Source organism: Sphingobium abikonense NBRC 16140, assembly GCF_001598335.1.
Classification (GTDB): domain Bacteria; phylum Pseudomonadota; class Alphaproteobacteria; order Sphingomonadales; family Sphingomonadaceae; genus Sphingobium; species Sphingobium abikonense.
The window spans coordinates 40,625-61,075 of sequence record NZ_BCYT01000003.1 but is presented as its reverse complement, the minus strand read 5'-3'; the positions used below and the strand labels follow the sequence as shown (position 1 = coordinate 61,075).

General features: G+C 63.4%; 17 protein-coding genes. 12 read left to right on the top strand and 5 right to left on the bottom strand.

Annotated features, from left to right (window positions below; genetic code table 11):
* Positions 1–109: 109 nt before the first annotated feature.
* On the top strand, positions 110–1,417 hold the full coding sequence (locus SAB01S_RS04095; RefSeq protein ID WP_021226474.1) for a sugar MFS transporter: 1,308 nt from the start codon (positions 110–112) through the stop codon (positions 1,415–1,417).
* Between the two features lie 90 nt (positions 1,418–1,507).
* Here SAB01S_RS04095 and SAB01S_RS04090 read toward each other — a convergent pair whose 3' ends face one another.
* Complete coding sequence (locus tag SAB01S_RS04090; protein WP_174525614.1) at positions 1,508–2,272, bottom strand: FadR/GntR family transcriptional regulator; 765 nt, start codon at positions 2,270–2,272, stop codon at positions 1,508–1,510.
* A gap of 183 nt (positions 2,273–2,455) precedes the next feature.
* On the opposite strand from SAB01S_RS04090, the gene araD1 reads away from it, so the two are divergent.
* The 6 genes from araD1 (at position 2,456) to SAB01S_RS04060 (ending at position 11,655) form a co-directional block, all read left to right on the top strand.
* Positions 2,456–3,448 carry an AraD1 family protein gene (gene araD1, locus SAB01S_RS04085; protein WP_062732082.1) on the top strand — a complete coding sequence of 331 codons (993 nt, stop codon included), beginning with the start codon at positions 2,456–2,458 and terminating at the stop codon, positions 3,446–3,448.
* Positions 3,449–3,453: 5 nt separating this feature from the next.
* Positions 3,454–4,380, top strand: coding sequence for a Gfo/Idh/MocA family protein (locus tag SAB01S_RS04080; protein WP_062731865.1), 927 nt, complete (start codon positions 3,454–3,456; stop codon positions 4,378–4,380).
* Between the two features lie 21 nt (positions 4,381–4,401).
* Positions 4,402–5,967: an alpha-N-arabinofuranosidase gene (locus tag SAB01S_RS04075; protein ID WP_062731864.1), complete on the top strand. Its 1,566-nt coding sequence runs from the start codon at positions 4,402–4,404 to the stop codon at positions 5,965–5,967.
* A gap of 93 nt (positions 5,968–6,060) precedes the next feature.
* Positions 6,061–7,101 carry an arabinan endo-1,5-alpha-L-arabinosidase gene (locus SAB01S_RS04070; protein ID WP_062731863.1) on the top strand — a complete coding sequence of 347 codons (1,041 nt, stop codon included), beginning with the start codon at positions 6,061–6,063 and terminating at the stop codon, positions 7,099–7,101.
* Positions 7,102–7,135: 34 nt separating this feature from the next.
* A complete protein-coding gene (locus tag SAB01S_RS04065; RefSeq protein WP_062731862.1) occupies positions 7,136–8,563 on the top strand; it encodes a glycoside hydrolase family 43 protein in 1,428 nt (475 codons plus the stop codon).
* A gap of 254 nt (positions 8,564–8,817) precedes the next feature.
* Complete coding sequence (locus SAB01S_RS04060; RefSeq protein ID WP_062731861.1) at positions 8,818–11,655, top strand: TonB-dependent receptor; 2,838 nt, start codon at positions 8,818–8,820, stop codon at positions 11,653–11,655.
* 148 nt (positions 11,656–11,803) lie between these two features.
* Here the strand turns inward: SAB01S_RS04060 and hppD are convergent, their stop codons facing one another.
* Both hppD and phhA read right to left on the bottom strand, forming a co-directional pair.
* Positions 11,804–12,871 carry a 4-hydroxyphenylpyruvate dioxygenase gene (hppD, locus tag SAB01S_RS04055; protein ID WP_174525613.1) on the bottom strand — a complete coding sequence of 356 codons (1,068 nt, stop codon included), beginning with the start codon at positions 12,869–12,871 and terminating at the stop codon, positions 11,804–11,806.
* Entirely contained in the window at positions 12,868–13,737 is an 870-nt protein-coding gene (phhA, locus tag SAB01S_RS04050; protein ID WP_062731860.1) for a phenylalanine 4-monooxygenase, read from the bottom strand. The genes hppD and phhA overlap by 4 nt, the downstream gene beginning before the upstream one ends.
* Positions 13,738–13,831: 94 nt before the next feature.
* On the opposite strand from phhA, the gene SAB01S_RS04045 reads away from it, so the two are divergent.
* The 5 genes from SAB01S_RS04045 to SAB01S_RS04025 all read left to right on the top strand — a co-directional run bounded on the left by SAB01S_RS04045 (position 13,832) and on the right by SAB01S_RS04025 (position 19,173).
* Entirely contained in the window at positions 13,832–14,305 is a 474-nt protein-coding gene (locus tag SAB01S_RS04045) for an Lrp/AsnC family transcriptional regulator (protein ID WP_062731859.1), read from the top strand.
* Between the two features lie 109 nt (positions 14,306–14,414).
* On the top strand, positions 14,415–15,200 hold the full coding sequence (gene lptB, locus SAB01S_RS04040) for an LPS export ABC transporter ATP-binding protein (protein ID WP_021226485.1): 786 nt from the start codon (positions 14,415–14,417) through the stop codon (positions 15,198–15,200).
* 45 nt (positions 15,201–15,245) lie between these two features.
* Positions 15,246–16,760 (top strand): RNA polymerase factor sigma-54, encoded by a 1,515-nt coding sequence (rpoN, locus tag SAB01S_RS04035; protein ID WP_062731858.1) that lies wholly within the window; start codon positions 15,246–15,248, stop codon positions 16,758–16,760.
* Between the two features lie 101 nt (positions 16,761–16,861).
* Positions 16,862–18,637, top strand: a complete 1,776-nt coding sequence (gene recQ, locus SAB01S_RS04030; RefSeq protein ID WP_062731857.1) for a DNA helicase RecQ — start codon at positions 16,862–16,864, stop codon at positions 18,635–18,637.
* Between the two features lie 107 nt (positions 18,638–18,744).
* Positions 18,745–19,173 (top strand): protein tyrosine phosphatase family protein, encoded by a 429-nt coding sequence (locus SAB01S_RS04025; protein WP_062731856.1) that lies wholly within the window; start codon positions 18,745–18,747, stop codon positions 19,171–19,173.
* 9 nt (positions 19,174–19,182) lie between these two features.
* On the opposite strand, the gene dmeF is transcribed toward SAB01S_RS04025, so the two are convergent.
* Both dmeF and SAB01S_RS04015 read right to left on the bottom strand, forming a co-directional pair.
* Entirely contained in the window at positions 19,183–20,157 is a 975-nt protein-coding gene (dmeF, locus tag SAB01S_RS04020) for a CDF family Co(II)/Ni(II) efflux transporter DmeF (protein WP_062731855.1), read from the bottom strand.
* The gene (locus SAB01S_RS04015) at positions 20,154–20,426 is read right to left on the bottom strand and encodes a metal/formaldehyde-sensitive transcriptional repressor (protein ID WP_021226490.1); all 273 of its coding nucleotides are present in this window, start codon (positions 20,424–20,426) and stop codon (positions 20,154–20,156) included. The genes dmeF and SAB01S_RS04015 overlap by 4 nt, the downstream gene beginning before the upstream one ends.
* Between the last annotated feature and the right edge of the window lie 25 nt (positions 20,427–20,451).

Genomic DNA, 20,451 nt, shown 5'->3' with positions numbered 1-20,451 from the left:
TGACGCGCGCCCATTGACGGGCGGTTTCGCGGGATATACTCCGACAAAATTGGCGTGCGCAACCCTTGATCGGTCGCCCGCCGCCTGGAACTGCACTGGAGAAGGATGAATGGCAGGACCGATCTCGTCTGGCGCGGCGCCGGCCGCAACGCATAATCCCGGCACGCGCTACGGCCCCGCCCTCGCGCTGCTTGCCAGCCTCTTCTTCATGTGGGGCTTCATCACCGTCATCAACAACACGCTGCTGCCGCATCTGCGCAGCGTGTTCGATCTAAGCTACACCCAGACGACGCTGATCGAATCAGTCTGGTTCATTGCCTATTTCTTCGCCTCCATTCCGTCGGCCAAGCTGATCGAACGGGTGGGCTATCAAAAGTCGATGGTGATCGGCTTGCTCATCATGGCGGCGGGCGCGCTGGGCATGACGCTGGCGGCGTCCATTCCGTCCTATGGTGTGACGCTGGTCATGCTGTTCGTGATCGCCAGCGGCATCACGCTGTTGCAGGTCGCGGCCAACCCCTATGTCGCGGTCGTCGGCAAGCCGGAAACCGCCTCCTCGCGCCTCAACCTTGTGCAGGCGATGAATTCGGCGGGCACGATGCTGGCGCCCATGTTCGGGGCCTATCTGATCCTGGGCCGGTCGAAGGGGGGCACCGCGCAGGGCGAGGTTGTCCTCACCCAGGCCGAGCGACTGGCCGATGCGCAGTCGGTCATCCTGCCTTATGTGCTGGTGGCGATCGTGCTGACCGTGCTGGCCGTGGTGATTGCCCGCTTTCCCCTGCCCGCCATGGGCAATGCGACGCAGCGCCACAACAAGGAAGAGCGCAAGAAACACTCGCTCTGGAAGCACCGCAACCTGGTGTTCGGCATTCCCGCGATCTTCATCTACCTGATCGCGGAAATCGGCGTCGCCAACCTGTTCATCAACTTCGTCAGCCAGCCGCAGATCGCCAACCTGACACATGAGCAGGCCGGCAATTATCTGACCTTCCTCTGGGGCGGCATGATGGTCGGCCGCTTCGCCGGCTCCGCGATCATGCAGCGCTTCGATGCCGGCCATGTGCTCGCCGCCTTCTCGATCGGCGCGTTCATCGTGATGCTGGTTACCGTCTTCACCACCGGCCCCATCGCCATGTGGTCGCTGATCCTGGTCGGCCTGTTCCACTCCATCATGTTCCCGACCATCTTCACGCTCGGCATCAAGGGGCTTGGGCCGCTGACCGAGGAAGGGTCGGGCCTGCTCATCATGGCGATTGCCGGCGGTGCGCTGGTGGTGGTGCAGGGTTGGCTGGCCGACCATTATGGCCTGCAGACCAGTTTCCTGCTGACCGCTGCCTGCGAGCTTTATGTACTCTTTTACGCGCTGTGGGGGTCAAAGACGACCAACGCGCTGCCGGACCAGCAAATCGAGGCGTAACGAGCCGAGGGGTCGCACCATCGGACAGGAAAAAGGGCCGGCACATGGGATATGTGCCGGCCCTTTTTTTTCGTTTCGCTTTCTGCGCTTCTATCGCTCCATCGCGCTGGCCGTGTCTTCCAGTGCGAGATCGACCAGCACGCCCATCGCCTCTGCCGCGGCCTGCGGGTCGCCCGCCACGATGGCATCATAGACGCGGACATGGTCGGGAATGGGATTGCGCGGCAGGGCGCGGGCGCGCTGCTTGAATTGGGTGGTCCAGTTGACCGCCGCACCGATGCTGGCGGTCAGCACCAGCAACGCATCGTTGCGCGTCGCATTGAGGATCGCATTGTGAAAATCCCGGTCCGCGGCGCGACCGGCCTCGGTCGCCAGCGTATGACGACGCATCGCGGCAAGCGCGTCCTTCATGAGCTTGAGGTCATCCTTGTCGCGCCGCTGCGCCGCCAGCCGTGCCGCAGCCGGTTCGACGATTGCGCGCAATTCGAACAGGTCGCGCACGAACTGGATATCCGGCTCCCCGGCAAAGGCCCAGGCGAGGACATCGGGGTCCAGCAGGTTCCAGCGCGTGCGCGGCAGGACGCGCGTGCCTGCCTTGGGCCGGCTTTCCACCAGCCCCTTGGCAGTCAGCACCTGAATTGCCTCACGATAGGCGCTGCGCGACACTTCCAGTTCTTCGGCGAAGGCGACTTCGCCAGACAGCGTATCTCCGGGCTGATACTGCCCTGACAAGATCGCCGTGCCCAGCTTGTGGGCGATCGCGCCGTGCAGCCGTCGACCCGGCCCTCGCGTCGCCCGGTCCCTGCCGTTGCCAACCGCCTCTTCCGCTTGCAACGACGGACTTTGCTTCACCATTCGGGCTCCTCCCACCTCGATCCTTTGAGGCATAGTTTGCTGTAAAATACAATCATTGCCTTTGCCATCGCCTTGCAATATGTCGGAGTAATTCAGTTTCATCGCGCGGGCGGCATGGCGTCGCTCGGGCAGCAGCTATTTGGTCGGGACCAGCGCCGGCAGGGCGCGCGGGAGGAGAGCTTCATGTCATTGCGTCTGTTGCAGCATCGTTCGGATTCGGGCGAGCGCGCCGTCATCGCGGCGCAAGGTGATACCGCCTGTTTCGTCCCGGGCTTCACCAGCATCCGCGCGCTGGCGCTCCATGCGATCGCCCAGGGAATCGACTTGGCGCAGGCGGTGGTGAATGCCGGTCAGGGCAGTGCGATCGACATTTCGGCGGAATATGAAGCAGGGCGCCTGCTGGCTCCGATCGACCATGACGACGGCGCGCATGTGCTGATGACCGGGACCGGCCTTACCCATCTCGGGTCGGCCGAAGGTCGCGACAAGATGCACCGGGAAGCGGCCGCAGCGGAAAAGCAGACCGATTCCATGCGCATGTTCCTGGAAGGACTGGAAGGCGGAAAGCCGGCGGCGGGCGAGGTCGGGCAACAGCCCGAATGGTTCTACAAGGGCGACGGGTCTCAACTGGTCAATCCCGGCGCGCCCTTCACCATGCCCGCCTTTGCCCAGGATGGTGGCGAGGAACCGGAACTGGCCGGCGTCTACCTGATCGGCGAAGACGGCACGCCCTATCGACTGGGGCTGGCGCTTGCCAATGAGTTTTCCGACCATGTCACCGAACGGCACAATTATCTCTGGCTTGCCCATAGCAAGCTGCGCCAGGCCTCGCTGGGTCCGGAATTGCTGGTGGGCGCGCCACCCGAACATATCGAAGGATCAAGCCGCATCCTGCGCGATGGCGACGTGATCTGGGAAAAGCCGTTCCTTTCGGGCGAAGGCAATATGTCGCACAGCTTTGCCAATCTGGAACATCATCACTTCAAATATGACCTGTTCCGCCGGGCCGGTGACGTCCATGTCCATTTCTTCGGCACCGCCACCCTGTCCTTCAGCGATGGCGTGACCTGCCAGGAAGGCGACGTGTTCGAAATCCTCGCCGCGCCCTTCACGCTGCCCGTTCGCAACGCGCTCACGCGCGCTGCACCTGTCCAGGTCGCCGTCAAGACGCTCTGATCCCCATGGACCCGATCCGCATCGCCATCGTCGGCATCGGCAAGATCGCGCGCGACCAGCATGTGCCGGCGATCGGGGGCAATGGCGCGTTCAGCCTGGCCGCAACCGTCAGCCCGCATGATGCGGGCCTGCCCGGCGTGCCCCATCACGCCAGCCTGGACGCCTTGCTGGCACAGGGGCCGGCGGTGGATGCGGTCGCGCTCTGCACCCCGCCGCAGGTCCGCTATGATCTGGCGGCGCAGGCGCTGGGTCGCGGCGCGCATGTGTTCCTCGAAAAGCCGCCCGGCGCCACGCTCGCTGAAGTGGAAGCGCTGAAGACCCAGGCGGACAAGGTCGGCGCGACATTGTTCGCCGCCTGGCACAGCCGGTTTGCCGCCGGCGTCGCCCCTGCGCGCGCCTGGTTGGCCGAGCGTCGCATCGACAAGGTTTCGATCATCTGGCGGGAGGATGTGCGCGTCTGGCATCCGGGGCAGGCATGGATCTGGCAGCCGGGCGGGCTCGGCGTTTTCGATCCGGGCATCAACGCCCTCTCCATCGTCACCCATATCCTGCCGCGCCCTTTCTTCCTAAATGACGCGACATTGGTGCTGCCGGAAAACCGCGCCGCGCCGATCGCGGCCGATCTGGTCTTTCGCGACACGGCCGGCGCGCCCATCCATATGGATCTGGACTGGCGGCAGACCGGCCCGCAAAGCTGGGACATCGTGGTGGATACCGACGCCGGCACGCTCCGCCTCAGCCAGGGCGGCGCGGTACTGACCCTGCCCACCGGCACCGAACATGGCGACGATATCGAATATGCCGGACTCTATAGCCGCTTCGCCACGCTGATCCGGGGTGGCCGCAGCGACGTCGATACAGCACCGCTCCGCCTCGTCGCCGACGCTTTCCTGCGCGGCCGCCGCGAAACCACCGACCCTTTTCACGACTGATTGCAACAGGAGAGGACCGATATGATCAGTTATTTGCGCCGCGCGACCGCCGCGCTGCTGCTGGCGACCAGCGCGCTGGCGGCCCCGGCCGTCGCCGACACCGACGGCACACCGACCAGCGCGACCATCCACGCCGACACGCCCGGCCCAGTCTATGACCGGCGGATATTCACCCAATTTGCCGAACATCTGGGTAACGGCATTTATGGCGGCCTGTGGGTCGGCAATGACAGATCAATCCCCAACACCAACGGTTTTCGCAACGACGTCGTCGCGGCGCTGCGCAATCTGTCGGTTCCCGTCATCCGCTGGCCCGGCGGCTGTTTCGCCGACGAATATCACTGGCGCGAAGGCGTCGGTCCCAAGGCGAAGCGTCCGGTCAAGGTCAACACCCATTGGGGCGGCGTGACCGAACCCAACAGCGTGGGCACTGACGAATTTTTCGAACTGCTGCGCCAAGTCGGCGCGGAAGCCTATGTCGCGGGCAATGTCGGCAACGGCACGCCGCAGGAAATGGCCGAGTGGGTCGAATATATGACCGCGCCCGCCGGCACTCTGGCGGATGAGCGCGCGAAGAATGGGCACAAGCAACCCTATGCCGTGCCCTATTTCGGCATCGGTAACGAACTATGGGGCTGCGGCGGCAATATGCGCGCCGAATATGCCGCCGACGTGACACGCCGCTACGCCACCTTCATCAAGGCTCCGCGCGACACGAAGATCCTCAAGATCGCGGCCGGCGCCAATTCCGACGATTACAGCTGGACCGAAACCATGATGCGGATTGCGGGCGATCAGCTGGACGCGCTGTCGCTGCATTATTACACCCTGCCCCAGGGCGGCTGGCCGCCCAAGGCCGATCCGGTCAATTTCGGCGAAGCCGAATGGGCCGATACGCTGGCCAAAGCCGTCCATATCGACGAGCTGATCACCAAGCATGTCGCGATCATGGACAAATATGATCCCAAGAAGCGCGTCTTCCTGGCGGTCGACGAATGGGGCACCTGGTATGCGCAGGACCCCGGCACCCATCCTGGCTTCCTGCGGCAGCAAAATACGCTGCGCGACGCGCTGGTCGCATCGGTCCATCTCGACATCTTCGCCAAACATGCCGACCGCGTGCGCATGACCGCCATCGCCCAGATGGTGAACGTGCTTCAGGCGATGATCCTGACCGACGGCAACAAGATGGTGCTCACCCCCACCTATCATGTGTTCGAAATGTACAAGCCCTGGCAGGACGCGACCGTGCTGCCGATCGAGCTTGACACGCCCTGGTATGGCAAGGGGCAGTTCACCATGCCGGCGGTGAGCGGTTCGGCGGTGCGCGGCAAGGACGGGAAGGTACATGTGGGCCTGTCCAACCTCGACCCCAACCAGTCCAACACTGTCACCGTCAAGCTGGATGGCCTCAACGCCGCAACCGTGTCCGGCCGCATCCTGACGGCATCGGCGATGAACGCGCACAACAGCTTCGATGCACCCGAAGCCATCAAGCCCGCCCCCTTCACCGGGGCGCAGGTCAGCGGCGGGACGCTCAGTGTCACCCTGCCGCCCAAGTCGGTCGTGGTGCTCGACCTGCAATGACAGTTTGGAGCGGGCGGAGGGTGGAATCGCCGCCCGCTCCATCCCTTTCCGGCCAGTGCCGTGAGCACGCCCGCTACCAATGGAGAGGTCACTATGACCCGACGGATCATCTCTGCCTTGACCGGCATCGCCCTGGTCGCAGCCGCGCTGCCCGCCGTGGCGCAACAGCCGGCGGCGCAGCCCGCCCAGCCGTCGCTCAACAGCCGCCTGGCAGGCGATCTGGTCCCCACCCATGACCCGGTCATCATCCGCGAAGGCGACACCTATCATGTGTTCAGCACGGGCCATGGCAAGCGCCTGATCGAAACGCGTATGTCGACGGACTTGGTGAACTGGAAGGCCGGTGATCCCGTTTTCACCGCCCTGCCAGCCTGGGCCAGCGAGGCGATCCCCGGCAGCAACGGCATGTGGGCGCCCGACATCAGCTTCGTCGATGGCCGTTATCGCCTTTATTATTCCGTTTCCACATTCGGCTCGAACCGCTCGGCGATCGGCCTGGCGACGTCAAAGACGCTGGACCGCGCCTCGCCCGATTATGGATGGCGCGACGAGGGCATGGTGGTCATGTCGACCAAAGACGATGACTATAACGCCATCGACCCCAATTTCATCATCGACCGAGATGGCCGCCATTGGCTGACGCTGGGCAGTTTCTGGAGCGGCATCAAGCTGTTCGAACTGGACCCGGCGACCGGCAAGCCCATGGACCCGAAGGCCAGGCCCATCAGCATTGCCCGCCGCCCGGCGCCGGCCGGGGGCCCCGCCCCGGTGGAGGCTCCCTTCATTATCGACCATGGCGGCTATTACTGGCTGATGGTCAGCTATGATTATTGCTGCAAGGGCGTGAACAGCACCTATTACACGGTCATAGGCCGATCGAAGGCAATTACCGGCCCCTATCTGGGCAAGGATGGCAGCAAGCTGATGGAAGGGGGCGGCACCATCTTCCTGCGCGCCGACTTGCAGGAACAGCAGCGCTGGCGCGGCCCCGGACATGCCGGCTGGCTGCATGACGAGGACGGCAGAGACTATGTCGTCTATCACGCCTATGACAAGCAGGCCGATGGCGCGCCGACGCTGCGCATCGCGCCGGTGACATGGGGGGCTGACGGCTGGCCCGTGGCGCAATATTGATCCTCATTAGTCTGACTTAACCGGAGAGTTCCTGATGCCTTTCGCCCTGTCCCGTCGCGGCTTCATCAGCAGCGCTGCCGCCCTGTCGGCCGCTCCGGCCGCGGTGCGCGCCGCCAAGGCCGACGCGGCAGCGCCCGTGCCAGTCAATCCGCTGGTCAAGAATCGCGCCGATGCGCAGATTTTTCGCCACGAGGACGGCTATTATTACATGACCGGCTCGGTTCCCGAATATGACCGGCTGGTGCTGCGCCGCTCAAAGACGATCGCAGGCCTCGCTACCGCCAAGGAAGCGGTGCTGTGGCGGCATGAGGCCAGCGGGCCACGTTCCGGCTTCCTCTGGGCGCCCGAACTGCACCAGATTGACGGCGTCTGGTATATGTATTTCGCCGCTGGCCCGAGCGGCGGCGGGGACGATGTATTCCGCATCCGCACCTATGCCGTAGTGTGCGACGGGGCCGACCCCATGACCGGCAAATGGCGCGTCTTGGGCGAATTGCAGACGCCATGGGACAGCTTCAATCTCGATTCCACGATCTTCGTGCACAAGGGCGTTCGCTACATGGCCTGGGCGCAGCGCGAACCCGGCATCGAAACCAATTCCAATCTCTATATCGCGCCGATGAAGACGCCGCTGACGTTCAGTGCGCAGCCCGCGCGGCTCACCGTCCCGACGCTCGACTGGGAAGTGCGCGGGTACAAGGTCGCCGAAGCGCCTGCCATCCTTCATCGCAACGGCCGCTTGTTCATGACCTATTCGGCCAGCGCGACCGATGCGCGCTACTGCCTGGGGCTGCTGACCGCCGACGAAAATGCCGATCTGATGGACGCCAAAAGCTGGACCAAGTCCAAGCAACCAGTGTTCGTCACCAACGCCCAGACCAGCGTCTATGGCCCAGGGCATAACAGCTTCACGGTCGACGAACAGGGCCGCGACATATTGGTCTATCACGGCCGCGACTATGAGGAGATCAAGGGCGATCCCCTGTTCAACCCCGACCGCCACACCCGTGTCCAGCGCCTCTATTACGCAGCCGACGGCACGCCCGACTTCGGCGTCCCGGTCGGCAATGGCCCCCTGCCCGAACGATTCGTGTCCGCCGCCAATCCAGCCGCGCTGCTGGCGCATGACGGCGCGCGACTGGTCAGCGGCAACCCCTCATTGGCGCAAACGCAGTTTCGCCAGACGAAGGGTCGCGCGGGGAAGGACAGCGTCATGCTCTCGCCCATCCTGATGCCCGACCATTATCTGGTCGCCGGCAACGACGGCACCGTCACCTTGCAGCCAGACAGCAAAAGTGCGGACTTTTCGCTGCACAGCCAATTCGTGCGGCTGGAGGAAAAGGGGCAGGGATTGCTGCGGTTCGCCGCCGTCGCCGCTCCGGGCAAGGCCATCGGGATGGTCGACGGCCAGATTGGGCTGGTGGGAAGTCGCGACAGCAGCGCCTATTGGCGGGCGGATTGACGCCTCACAAAGTCTGACAAAATGATGGCCCAGGGGGCTGGCGACCCATCGGTGTCGCTGGCCCTATTTTGTGCGTTTCTGCGACCCATGGGGCCGACTATTCGCAAAAAATGCAGCATATATGTCACAACCCAGGCTCGAGTTGCACGGCCGACCAATTTTCCGCTTGCGCTTCATTTGTCGGAGCAATAATTAGTCGGAGTAATTGAAGCTCAGGCATGGCGTATGCGCCAGCCCCCGGGGAGGATTGTTCGATGGCCTTGAAGCCCTTCATTTTCGGTTCCAGCTCGATGGTCGCGCTGATGCTGGCAGGCGCTGCGCAGGCGCAAACCGCTCCTGCCGCCGCTACGCCGCAGGCAGAGGACGAGGTCAACGAAATCGTCGTGACCGGCGTGCGCGCGTCGATCGTGGGTGCACTCAATGTCCGCAAGGAATCGACCCAGATCGTCGATTCGATCGTGTCGGAAGATGTCGGCAAACTACCCGACAATAATGTCATCGAGGCATTGCAGCGCGTGACCGGCGTGCAGGTGACAAACCGCACCGGCGGCGAAGCTGCCGGTATCTCGATCCGCGGCTTGCCCGACGCCCTTACGACCCTCAACGGGCGCAACATCTTCACCGCGGCTGGCCAATCCTTTGCGCTCCAGGATATTTCCGCCAACCTCGTCAACCGCGTCGATGTCTACAAGACGCGCTCTGCTGACCAGATTGAAACCGGCCTCGCTGGCCAGGTTGACGTTCAAACCCGTCGGCCCTTCGATTTCGACGGCTTTGCCATCTCGGGGCTTGCGCGCGGCATCTACAATGAACAGGCCGATACCTATAATCCGAACGTGGCCTTGCTTGTCAGCGATCGCTGGGAAACGGGTATTGGCGACATCGGCATCCTTGTGAACGGAAGCTACACCCGCACCAAATATCGCGATCAGACGGTGACGGCCGGGGCCTTGGTTCCGTTCGCCGACATGAATCCGGTGGATGGCACGGGTCTTACCGCCTTCCAGCGCATCTTCCCGGCCGCGAAGGATCCTGTCACAGGTGCGTTTGCCGTTGCGCCGGGTCTTGGAGCCTGGGAACCTGGGCTTGATCGCGGTCTCCCCACTGCCGCTGGATCGACGATGCTCGTCAATGGCGTGGAAACCCCCTATTATCTGTCGCGCGACGCTGTTTTCAGCTCCGATCTTTATGGCAAGCGGGAACGTCCTTCCTTCAACGTCGCGCTCCAGTGGGCACCCAACAGCAGCTCCTTGTATACGGCCGAAGTCTTCTACGCCGGCTTCCGGGGCGAGACGTTTAACAGCCTGCAATTCAGCTTCGTCGATTTCTGGGCCGATCCCGAGGCCCCTGTCCTGTACGATGGTACCAACATCGTCAAATCCCGGACGGCCAACTCGGTCTATGGTTTCAACAGCGGCGACTTCACCAAGTCGAAGACCGACAGCTGGGTTTATGCCCTCAACGGCAAATGGGACCTGGGGGATCGCGGCAAGATCGTCGGGGACATCGCTTATCAGCGCAGCAAGGTGAACAGCAGCTTCATCGCCATGCGCACCGATCGCGTGGCCAACAGCATCACCACGGATTTCAACGCAGGCGGGGGCATACCGTCATATCATTTCAACGATGACAGCCTGCTCAACGACACCAGCATCTGGAACGTCGCGCAACTTTACGACAATGCGAACCGGGACAAAGGCAGCGCCATCACGGGCACGCTGGACGGCTATTACACTTGGGATGAAGGCTTCATCCGTCAGGTAAAGGCCGGCATACGTATCGATCAGCGCAAGGCGTCCAATTTCGTGCGCACGCAGGATCGTGGCGCTCCCTTGGTGGCGACATCTCTGGCGGAGCTGGGCGAAGACGCAAGCTTTACCAATTCCGACTTCTATCAGGGCCGGGCGGATGTTCCGACCAGCTGGACGCTGGCGAACGGCTATTGGCTGTACGACAATGCGGACATGGTGCGCGGTCTTTACGGGTTGCGGACGTCTGATCAACTGTCCCTGCAAAAGACTTTCGACATCGATGAAAGCACCATCGCCATGTATCTGCAGGTGGATGGCGAAGTCTCGATCTTCGGCCGACCGCTCAAACTCCAGGCCGGCGCACGTTATGTCACCGTCGATACCGACTATAATTTCTTCGATCGCTACAATAACGGCGCGCAGACCAGCGTCTCGTCAGGGTCGGACCGCTGGCTTCCCAGCTTCACTGCCCGGTACGAGATCACCGACGCCCTGCGCCTGCGCTTTAACTATGGCGAAACGCTGCGACGCCCCAACTTCGGCGACATCAACCCGAATTATTCGCTGACCGGCGACCTTACCAATCTGGGTTATGGCAGCGGCACGGCTGGCACGGCGGACCTGCGGCCCACCCATTCGAAGAATTTCGACGTGGCGCTGGAATGGTATTTCGAACGCAACAGCGCGATCACGCTGACCGCGTTCCGGCGCGAAATCGACGGTCTCGTCGTGCCGCTCACCATTCAGGAGTTCATCCCCAACAACGGCATCGAAGCGGGTGCGACCAACAATTTCGCCATCACGCGTCCGGTCAATGCCTCCAACGGCGTGCTCAAGGGCCTGGAACTGGGGCTGACCTATTTCCCGTCCTATCTGCCCGGTCCGCTCGACGGACTTGGTTTTGTCGGCAGCGTCACGGTGCTCGATTCAAAGCAGAATATCCCGCTGTCCAATTCGGCGGGGGAAATCACCGGTCAGGCCAGTTCATCCTTCTTCGGCGTATCGGACCTCAGCTACAATGCGACGCTGGCCTATGACAATGGGCCTATCGGCGCACGCCTGTCCTATATCTGGCGTAAGGAATTTCTGGCCAACAACGAAGCACGCCTGTTCGCCAATCCGATTGGCGTATGGCGCAACCCGGAAAAGAGCCTCGATTTCCAGCTGACCTGGAACGTCAATGATCGATTGGGCTTCACGTTCGACGCGGTCAACCTCACCAAGGCGAAGCAGCAGACCTACTACAAGTTTGAAGATGTCGGCGGTCCCGATCAGTTTAACCTTGGCACCACCCTGCTTGCACGAACCTTTGCTTTGGGCCTTCGCTACACGTTCAAATGAGTGCCCGGCAAAGCGCGGTGTCTCCTCATCGCGCTTTGCTCCAATGGCGGTCGGACCGGGATTTTCTCCAATCCCGAACCGGCCGCCATTTTATCTGTTAGAACAGCGCAGCACGCTCCCGCGCCATGCAGCGCGGGAACCGCATGCGTCAGCTATCGACGCTGATGACGCCGCGGCGGATCTGGTCGAGTTCGATGCTTTCGAACAGGGCCTGGAAGTTGCCGTTGCCAAAGCCTTCATTGCCCTTGCGCTGAATGATCTCGAAGAAGATCGGGCCGAACATATTCTCCGTGAAAATTTGGAGCAATATGCCCTCGCTCTCTACATCGCCGTCGATGAGGATGCGGTTGCGGCGCAGGCGTTCCAGATCCTCGCCATGCCCCGGCACGCGCTTGTCGACCAGTTCATAATAGGTTTCGATCGTGTCCTGCAGCCGCACGCCGCGCGCCCTCAGCTTTTCGACCGTCTCATAGATATTGTCGGTGGTGAGCGCGAGATGCTGGATGCCTTCGCCATGATAGTCGCGGATAAACTCCTCGATCTGGCTCTTGTCGTCCTGGCTTTCATTCAAAGGGATACGGATCGCACGGTCGGGCGCGATCATCGCCTGGCTGGTGAGGCCAGTCGCCTTCCCCTTGATGTCAAAGAATTTCTGCTCCTCGAAATTGAAGAGCGTGCGGTAGAATTCGCTCCAGACGCGCATCTGGCCGCGCCGGACATTGTGGGTCAGGTGATCGAGCAGGTCCAGCCCGACACTGTTCACCGCTTCTTTCTCACGCCAGCCGGGCATCTCCGCCCAATTGGCATAAAGGTCCTCGCCATCCTTGATGAAATAGAGATAGGCGCCGCCAATCCCTTCGATCACCGTGTCATCCTCTTCCGTCGCCTTGGCCCCATGGTCGAGCGCCCAGGCAAGCGCCGCCTGCGGATCGGCGACGCGGAAGGCCATGGCGCTGGCGGACGGGCCATGCACCCCGCGAAAGGCCGCCACGCGACCGGCATCGTCGCGGTTCAGCATCAGGTTGATGCGCCCCTGCTTGTAGCGGGTGATATTCTTGGTCGGGTGGCGATGCGTCGCGGTGAAGCCCAGCGCCTCGAACTGCGCAGCCATCGCTTCGGGATCGGGCGAGGTGAATTCGACAAATTCAAACCCGTTGAGGCCCAGCGGATTGGCGGACGTGATGTCGGGTTGCTGGTCCAGCATGGTGGCGGTCATAAAGGCTCCTCTTCCTTCTGTCGGGCATAGGCCTGGGTTCCGCGCGTCAGCACGCGGTCCTCAGGCGCGATGGTGTCGGTTTCATAATCGGGCAGCGCGGCCAGATCGGCGTAAAACGGCGCGAAGTCCGTTTGCGTCGTCTGCTCCAGCAATTGCTCGAAACTGTCGATGACGAAATAGCTCTGCTGGAAATCGTCGATGCGATAGCGGGTGCGCATGATCCGCCGCAGGTCAAAGCCGATGCGGTTGGGCGACGGGTCCTCCAGCGCGAAATGCGATTCCGCGTTGGACGACACGATTCCCGCGCCATAAAGGCGCAGGCCAGCATCCGTCTGGATCAGGCCGAATTCGACCGTATACCAGTAAAGCCGCGCGAGCTTCGCGATCACGCCCATTCCGTCCGCGCGCAGGCCACCGCGTCCATAAGCCTGCATATAGTCGGCGAAGACCGGATTGGCGAGCAGCGGGACATGACCGAAGACGTCATGAAAAATATCCGGTTCCTGAAGGTAATCCTCCTGTTCGGGCGTACGGATGAACCGCCCGGCCGGGAAACGCCGGTTGGCAAGATGATCGAAGAAGACACGATCGGGCACCAGTCCCGGCACCGCGATCACTTCCCAGCCTGTAGCTGCGCCGAGCCGCTCATTGAGCGCGGCAAATTCGGGTATGCCCGGGCGGTCCATGCGCAAAATGTCGAGGCCTTGGAGAAATTCCGGGACCACCCGCTCCTCCAGCATGGCCGCCTGTCGTTCGAACAGCCGGTCCCACATCGCATGATCGGCCACGCCATAGGCGGTCCAATCCTGCGAGATTGTCCAGTCGGCTGCCGCGCCGGCGGGCGGATTTTGGACGTCCATCTCCATGTGACCATCATCGCAAATGACGCGCGAAAATGCTTTTCAAAATCCCGGCCGCGTCTTGCCTGACTGAAAGCCTTTTTCGTGATAAGGCAACCACATGACAAAACTATCCAGTCTGGACCCGCTAGACCGCCGTATCCTTTCGGAATTGCAGCGCGACGCGACGCTCAGCAACGCCGAACTCGCCGAACGGGTCGGCAGCACCGGCCCGTCCTGCTGGCGACGCGTCCGCGCGATGCAGGATCAGGGCCTGTTGCAGCGCGCGGTGTGGATCGCTGATCCCAACGCGTTGGGGCAAGGCGTCATCGTGCTGTGCCATGTGCGGATGAAGGAATTTTCCGCCGAAGCCATTGCCGCGTTCGAGGATTTTGTGCGCGCCCACGAACAGGTGATGGAATGCTATTCGATGTCGGGCGAATGGGATTATCTGCTGCGCGTCGTCGCGTCCGACGTCGCGGACTATGAACATTTCCTGATGCGCACCTTGCTCAAACATCCATCGGTCGCGGGCGCATCGTCGCAATTTGCGCTGTCGACGACCAAATATGAGACAGCCTTGCCGATCCGCTGAGCCGGGATTTTACTCTTGCTCCCATCCTGTTACCATGCACAAAGCTTGCCAGCCGCGCGAGGACTGCCAATCCATGCGCGCGAACCCATGGCTCGCCAAGGATGACAGGATGCACGACGTGACCGTTCAGGACCGGCCGACCCCGGCCCACCCCCTTGCCCCGCAGGAAGTGGGCGATGGCCTGTCCGTCATCTCGATCGCCAAAAGCTACGACAAGCGCGTGGTGCTGTCCGACGTGTCCTTGACCGTGGGCAAGGGCGAAGTGGTCGGCCTGCTCGGCCCCAATGGCGCAGGCAAGACGACCTGTTTCTATTCGGTCATGGGGCTGGTCCGCCCCGATCGCGGCCGCATCGTGCTGGACGGTCAGGATATCACCGGCCTGCCCATGTATCGCCGTGCGATCCTGGGCCTGGGTTATCTGCCACAGGAAACCTCGATTTTTCGGGGGCTGAGCGTCGCGCAGAATATCGGCGCGGTGCTGGAACTGGCCGAACCGGACAAGGCGGCGCGGGCCGCGCGGCTGGAACAGTTGCTCGACGAATTCGGCCTCACCCGGCTGCGCGATTCATCGGCCATGGCGCTGTCGGGCGGCGAGCGTCGCCGCTGCGAAATCGCCCGCGCGCTGGCGGCCAACCCCTCAATCGTGCTGCTCGACGAACCCTTTGCCGGTATCGACCCCCTGTCGATCGCCGACATTCGCGATCTGGTAAAGGACCTCAAGAACCGGGGCATCGGCGTCCTCATCACCGACCATAATGTGCGCGAGACGCTGGAAATCGTCGATCGCGCCTGCATCATTTATGGCGGTCAGGTGCTGTTTGCCGGCAATCCCACCGAACTGGTCGCCAACACCGAAGTCCGTCGCCTGTATCTGGGCGAAAATTTCCAGTTGTAAGATGGGTCGGGGGCGGCCTCTCTTTGTTGATCGGGCGCCCGGCTGATGGCGCTGGGGCCGCGCCTCGACATTCGCCAGAGCCAGTCTCTGGTGATGACGCCGCAATTGCAGCAGGCGATCAAGCTGCTGGCGCTGTCCAACCTGGAACTCGACGCCTTTGTCGCAAGCGAACTGGAAAAAAACCCGTTGCTCGACTCCGGCGCGGATGATGCGCCCATCCCGGCCGACGGCATTGACCGCATTGTCGAGGCTCCGGCGCTTGCGGCCGAAAGCGGGGCCAGCGACGACCTGATCGCGCAAGGCCTTGGCGCGGCCGACAGCCCGCTCGACGTCGACCATGGGGCGGAAACCTTCATAGATGATGGTCCCAGCGACCGGATCGCGTCGGCAATGGGCGCCAGCGGCGGTGCGGAGCCCATAGGCGGCGGCCATGCCGAGGATGCGCCCGATTTCGACAGTTTCGCCGCCCCGGACGTCAGCTTGCAGGAGCATCTGATGGATCAGGCACGCGCCGCTTTGGCGGGGATGGACCTGTTGATCGCGTCGCAGCTGATCGGCCAGATCGACGAAGCGGGCTATCTGGAAGCCAACCTGCTGGCGACCGCCCATGACCTGGGCGTGCCGCTTCATCAGGTGGAGCGGGTGCTGGACGTCATCCATGGCTTTGATCCCACAGGCGTTGGCGCGCGATCGCTGGCCGAATGCCTGGCGCTGCAAGCCAAGGAGGCGGATCGCCACGATCCGTGCATGGCGCGGCTGCTCGCCAATCTGGACCTTTTGGCCAAGGGCGCGCTACCCCAGTTGCGCCGCATCTGCGGTGTGGACGAAGAGGATATGGCCGACATGATCGCCGAATTGCGCGGCTATGATCCCAAGCCCGGCCTGCGCTTTTCCTCTTCCACCGCCGCGCCGGTGACGCCCGACCTCTTCATTCGCCCGGCCAGCGACGGCTGGGCGATAGAGATCAACAGCGCCACCCTGCCCCGCGTGCTGGTCAACCGCAGCTATTATGTCGAACTGTCGACTGGCAAGCAGGACAAGGACAGCAAGGCCTGGCTCGCCGACTGCCTGGCCAGCGCCAACTGGCTGGTGAAGGCGCTCGATCAGCGACAGAAGACGATCATCAAGGTGGCGAGCGAAATCCTGCGCCAGCAGGAGGGGTTCTTCCAAAAGGGCGTCGCGCATTTGAAGCCCCTGACGCTCAAGGCCGTGGCCGACGCGATCGGCATGCACGAAAGCACCGTCAGCCGCGTCACGTCGAACAAATATCTTTCCTGCCCGCGCGGGCTGTACGAACTCAAATATTTCTTCACCAGCGGCGTGGCGGCCTCGGGCGGCGACGGCGCGGTGTCGGCCGAAGCGGTCAAAAGCCACATCAAGGCGCTGATTTCCGCCGAAGACCCGCAGGCGATCCTGTCCGACGACACGCTGGTCGATATGCTGCGGGCCAAGGGCATGGACATTGCCCGCCGCACGGTAGCCAAATATCGCGAAGCCATGGGCATCGGATCGTCCGTGCAGCGCCGCCGGCAAAAGGCGCTCAAAGGCAAGGCTGCCTGACCTTTTTCCGGAAGGGCCTGCCCCCTTGCCCGGCGGACATTCCAACCCTCCCCCCGCGCTGCGCTCTAGCTCTTGCCTCCCCCAGTCGCTAAGGCCGCGCCATGGCGCGCGACATCCCTACGCTTCTCCACGATATTTTCGGCTTCACCGCCTTTCGCGGAGTTCAGGAACAGGTGGTGGGCCGCATCATGGCGGGCCGCCCGACGCTGGCCATCATGCCCACGGGTGCGGGCAAATCGCTTTGTTACCAGCTTCCCGCCGCGGCGCTGGATGGCTGCTGCATCGTCGTGTCTCCGCTCATCGCGCTGATGCACGACCAGCTGCGCGCCGCCAATGCGGTGGGCCTGCGCGCCGCCAGCCTGACCAGCGTGGACCAAGACTGGCGCGAAACCCAGGACCGGTTGCGCGGTGGCGATCTTGACCTGCTCTATGTTGCGCCCGAACGCGCCAGCCAGGAAAATTTCCGTAACCTGCTCCGTTCGGCAAAGATCGCGCTTTTCGCCATCGACGAAGCCCATTGCGTGTCCGAATGGGGCCATGATTTCCGCCCCGACTATCGGCTGCTGCGCCCGCTGCTCGACGAATTTCAGCGCGTCCCGCGCCTTGCCCTCACCGCGACGGCGGACGCGCATACCCGCGCCGACATTCTGGTCCAGCTTGGCATTCCCGAAGACGGCCTCATTATCTCGGGCTTTGACCGGCCCAATATCCGCTACGCCGTTCACCCGCGCGAGGGGCTGACGCGCCAGCTGGCCGACCTGCTCGCCCAGCACCCCGGCCCCGGCGTCGTCTATGCCCAGACCCGCGCCACGACCGAAAAGCTCGCCGAGACGCTGGGGCGCGGCGGGCGAGCCGTGCGCGCCTATCATGCCGGCATGGACCCGGCGACCCGCGCCGCCAACCAGGCCGCCTTCATCGCCAGCGAGGATATGGTGATGGTCGCCACCGTCGCCTTTGGCATGGGCATCGACAAGCCCGACGTGCGCTTCGTCGCGCACGCCGGGCTGCCCAAGTCGATCGAGGGCTATTATCAGGAATCGGGCCGCGCCGGTCGCGATGGCGAACCGGCGGTCGCGCATCTTTTCTGGGGGGCGGAGGATTTCGCCCGCGCGCGCCTGCGCATCGGTGAGTTGGAACCCGCCCGCCAGCCGGGCGAGCGCGCGCGCATCGCGGCGCTTGGCGCACTGGTCGAAACCGCGACATGCCGCCGCGCGATCCTCCTGCGCCATTTCGGCGAAAACCCGCCGCCCAGCTGCGGCAATTGCGACAATTGCCTGTCGCCCCCGGCCAGCGTGGACGCGACGGAAACCGCCCGCAAATATCTGTCCGCCGTCTATCGCACCGGCCAGAGCTTTGGCGCAGGCCATATCGAAGCGGTCTTGACCGCCGCCGCCAATGACAAGGTGCGCGAACGGGGCCATGACCGCATCTCCGTCCATGGCATCGTGCGCGGAGAGGAAACGACCTTGCTGCGCCCGGTGCAACGCGCCTTGCTGGTCCGCGACGCGCTGGAAACGACGGAGCATGGCGGGCTGATGCTCGGCCCCAATGCCCGCCCGATCCTGCGCGGTGAGGAGGAAGTGCGCATCCTGGTGCCGCCAAAGCGCGAACGGCGCGGCCGCCGCAATGCCCGCAACGGCGGGGACGCCAACCCCGTGGGCGATCCGCTGTTCGACGCCCTGCGCGCCTGCCGCCGCGAACTGGCGCAGGACCAGGGCGTGCCGCCCTATGTCATCTTTCACGATTCGACGCTGCGCGAAATGGCCGAACAGCGGCCGGCCAATATCCGCGAGCTTAGCCACATCAGCGGTATCGGCCAGAAGAAGCTCGACGCCTATGGCGACGCCTTTGTGGCGGCCATCCGGCCGTTCCTCTAACCCCCGGCGGCGCAACCGAACCATCTCCGCCGCGCCTTCGGGTGACGCAAAGGCCTTGCCAGCGCGGCCATCGAAAGGCATCGCTCTGCCCCAGAAGGAGAAGCCCCATGTTCCGTACGCTCACCGACCGCATCCTCGTGGCCCCGCAGATCAGCGTGGAGCAAGTCGCTGAAGCAAAAGCGCAGGGCGTGACGATGATCGTCAACAACCGGCCCGACGATGAAGAGCCGGGGCAGGTCAACGGCGCGGAGATCGAGGCGGCGGCGTTGAAGGCCGGCATCGACTATATCGCCGTGCCGGTCGCCCATGGCGGCTTTGCCCCCTGGCAGCTTGATGGCATGGCGCAGGCGCTGGACCAGACAGGCGATGGCAAGATGCTGGCCTATTGCCGGTCGGGCACGCGCAGCACGCTGCTCTGGGCACTGACCCGCGCGCGGGCGGGCGATCATCCCGACGTTCTGGCGGCACAGGCGGCCGCGGCAGGCTATGATATCAGCCCGGTGCGCCAGATCATGGATGCGCTCAAGCCGCAATAAGCGGGCGGTTCATCCGCACTCCACCGTCACATGCTCCATGCGCGGCAGCGCCTTGATCCGCGCGCGCACCGCTGCGCCATCGGCGCCCGGCGCAAGGCTCAGGATCGCGGCATGGGCATGCGGGCCGATCCGCCAGACATGCAGGTCGCGGATCGTCGCCCCTTCGGCTTCCGCCTCCAGTCGCAGCCGCGCCATCAGCGCCGGCTCGGCGGTATCGAGCAGGATTGCGGCCGTATCCTGCATCAGCCCCCAGGCCCAGCGGGCGATGACCACCGCGCCCAGCAGGCCGACCGCCGGGTCCAGCCACCACCAGCCCATATAGCGCCCTGCCAGCAGCGCCGCGATCGCCAGCACCGACGTCAGCGCATCGGTCAGCACATGGATATAGGCCGCGCGCATATTATTGTCCGCATGGACATGGCCGTGCGCGTCCCCATCGGCATGGCTATGGTCGTGCCCCAGCAGCAGCGCGCTCGCGATGTTGATGACCAGGCCGATGACCGCCACCAGCGTCGCTTCGCCGAACGCCACCTGCACCGGCTCAAAGAACCGCAGGATCGATTCGACCGCGATGAACAGGGCGGTGACGCCCAGCAGCAAAGCGGACGCGAAACCCGACAGGTCGCCAACCTTGCCCGTGCCAAAGGTGAAGCGCGGATTGCGGGCGTGACGGCGTGCATAGCCATAGGCCGCCACCGCCAGCGCGCCGGCATGGGTCGCCATGTGAAACCCATCGGCCAGCAACGCCATTGATCCTGTGAGCCAGCCGAACGCAATCTCTACCACCATCGTCGCGGCGGTCAGCCACACCACCCATATGGTGCGGCGCGCGTTACGATCATGCCCCGCGCTCAGATAGATATGGTCGAAATAATGGCTTTCCTCCGCCTCCCCCGGCGTCGCGGTGGGCAGAGGCGGCGGCGCGTCATGATCATGTGCGTGATCGTGGTCATTGTCGTGATGGTGATCGCCGTGCATCGTCATTTCCCGTAGCGGCGGATAAGCGCCAGCATCTCTTCGGCCGCCGCCGCGCGGGCAGCGTCGCTCAGCCCCGGTCGCGCAACATGCGCGCGCATATGCTGTTCGATCAATTCTTCCATCAAACTGCCGACGGCGCCGCGGACGGACGCGACCAGCTGCAACGTCTGCGAACAATCGGCGTCGCCCGCCAATTGCCGCTCGACGGCCGCGACCTGACCCGCAATCCGACGCGTCCGCGCAAGCAGCTTTTCCCTGTCTTCCACAATATGCATACTATACCCCCCTATATTATATCCC

Excerpts from the sequence above, each read along its gene's own strand:
- SAB01S_RS04095 (WP_021226474.1), top strand. The coding sequence starts at position 110 with ATGGCAGGACCGATCTCGTCTGGCGCGGCGCCGGCCGCAACGCATAAT.
- SAB01S_RS04090 (WP_174525614.1), bottom strand. The coding sequence starts at position 2,272 with ATGGTGAAGCAAAGTCCGTCGTTGCAAGCGGAAGAGGCGGTTGGCAAC.
- araD1 (WP_062732082.1), top strand. The coding sequence starts at position 2,456 with ATGTCATTGCGTCTGTTGCAGCATCGTTCGGATTCGGGCGAGCGCGCC.
- SAB01S_RS04080 (WP_062731865.1), top strand. The coding sequence starts at position 3,454 with ATGGACCCGATCCGCATCGCCATCGTCGGCATCGGCAAGATCGCGCGC.
- SAB01S_RS04075 (WP_062731864.1), top strand. The coding sequence starts at position 4,402 with ATGATCAGTTATTTGCGCCGCGCGACCGCCGCGCTGCTGCTGGCGACC.
- SAB01S_RS04070 (WP_062731863.1), top strand. The coding sequence starts at position 6,061 with ATGACCCGACGGATCATCTCTGCCTTGACCGGCATCGCCCTGGTCGCA.
- SAB01S_RS04065 (WP_062731862.1), top strand. The coding sequence starts at position 7,136 with ATGCCTTTCGCCCTGTCCCGTCGCGGCTTCATCAGCAGCGCTGCCGCC.
- SAB01S_RS04060 (WP_062731861.1), top strand. The coding sequence starts at position 8,818 with ATGGCCTTGAAGCCCTTCATTTTCGGTTCCAGCTCGATGGTCGCGCTG.
- hppD (WP_174525613.1), bottom strand. The coding sequence starts at position 12,871 with ATGACCGCCACCATGCTGGACCAGCAACCCGACATCACGTCCGCCAAT.
- phhA (WP_062731860.1), bottom strand. The coding sequence starts at position 13,737 with ATGGAGATGGACGTCCAAAATCCGCCCGCCGGCGCGGCAGCCGACTGG.
- SAB01S_RS04045 (WP_062731859.1), top strand. The coding sequence starts at position 13,832 with ATGACAAAACTATCCAGTCTGGACCCGCTAGACCGCCGTATCCTTTCG.
- lptB (WP_021226485.1), top strand. The coding sequence starts at position 14,415 with ATGCACGACGTGACCGTTCAGGACCGGCCGACCCCGGCCCACCCCCTT.
- rpoN (WP_062731858.1), top strand. The coding sequence starts at position 15,246 with ATGGCGCTGGGGCCGCGCCTCGACATTCGCCAGAGCCAGTCTCTGGTG.
- recQ (WP_062731857.1), top strand. The coding sequence starts at position 16,862 with ATGGCGCGCGACATCCCTACGCTTCTCCACGATATTTTCGGCTTCACC.
- SAB01S_RS04025 (WP_062731856.1), top strand. The coding sequence starts at position 18,745 with ATGTTCCGTACGCTCACCGACCGCATCCTCGTGGCCCCGCAGATCAGC.
- dmeF (WP_062731855.1), bottom strand. The coding sequence starts at position 20,157 with ATGACGATGCACGGCGATCACCATCACGACAATGACCACGATCACGCA.
- SAB01S_RS04015 (WP_021226490.1), bottom strand. The coding sequence starts at position 20,426 with ATGCATATTGTGGAAGACAGGGAAAAGCTGCTTGCGCGGACGCGTCGG.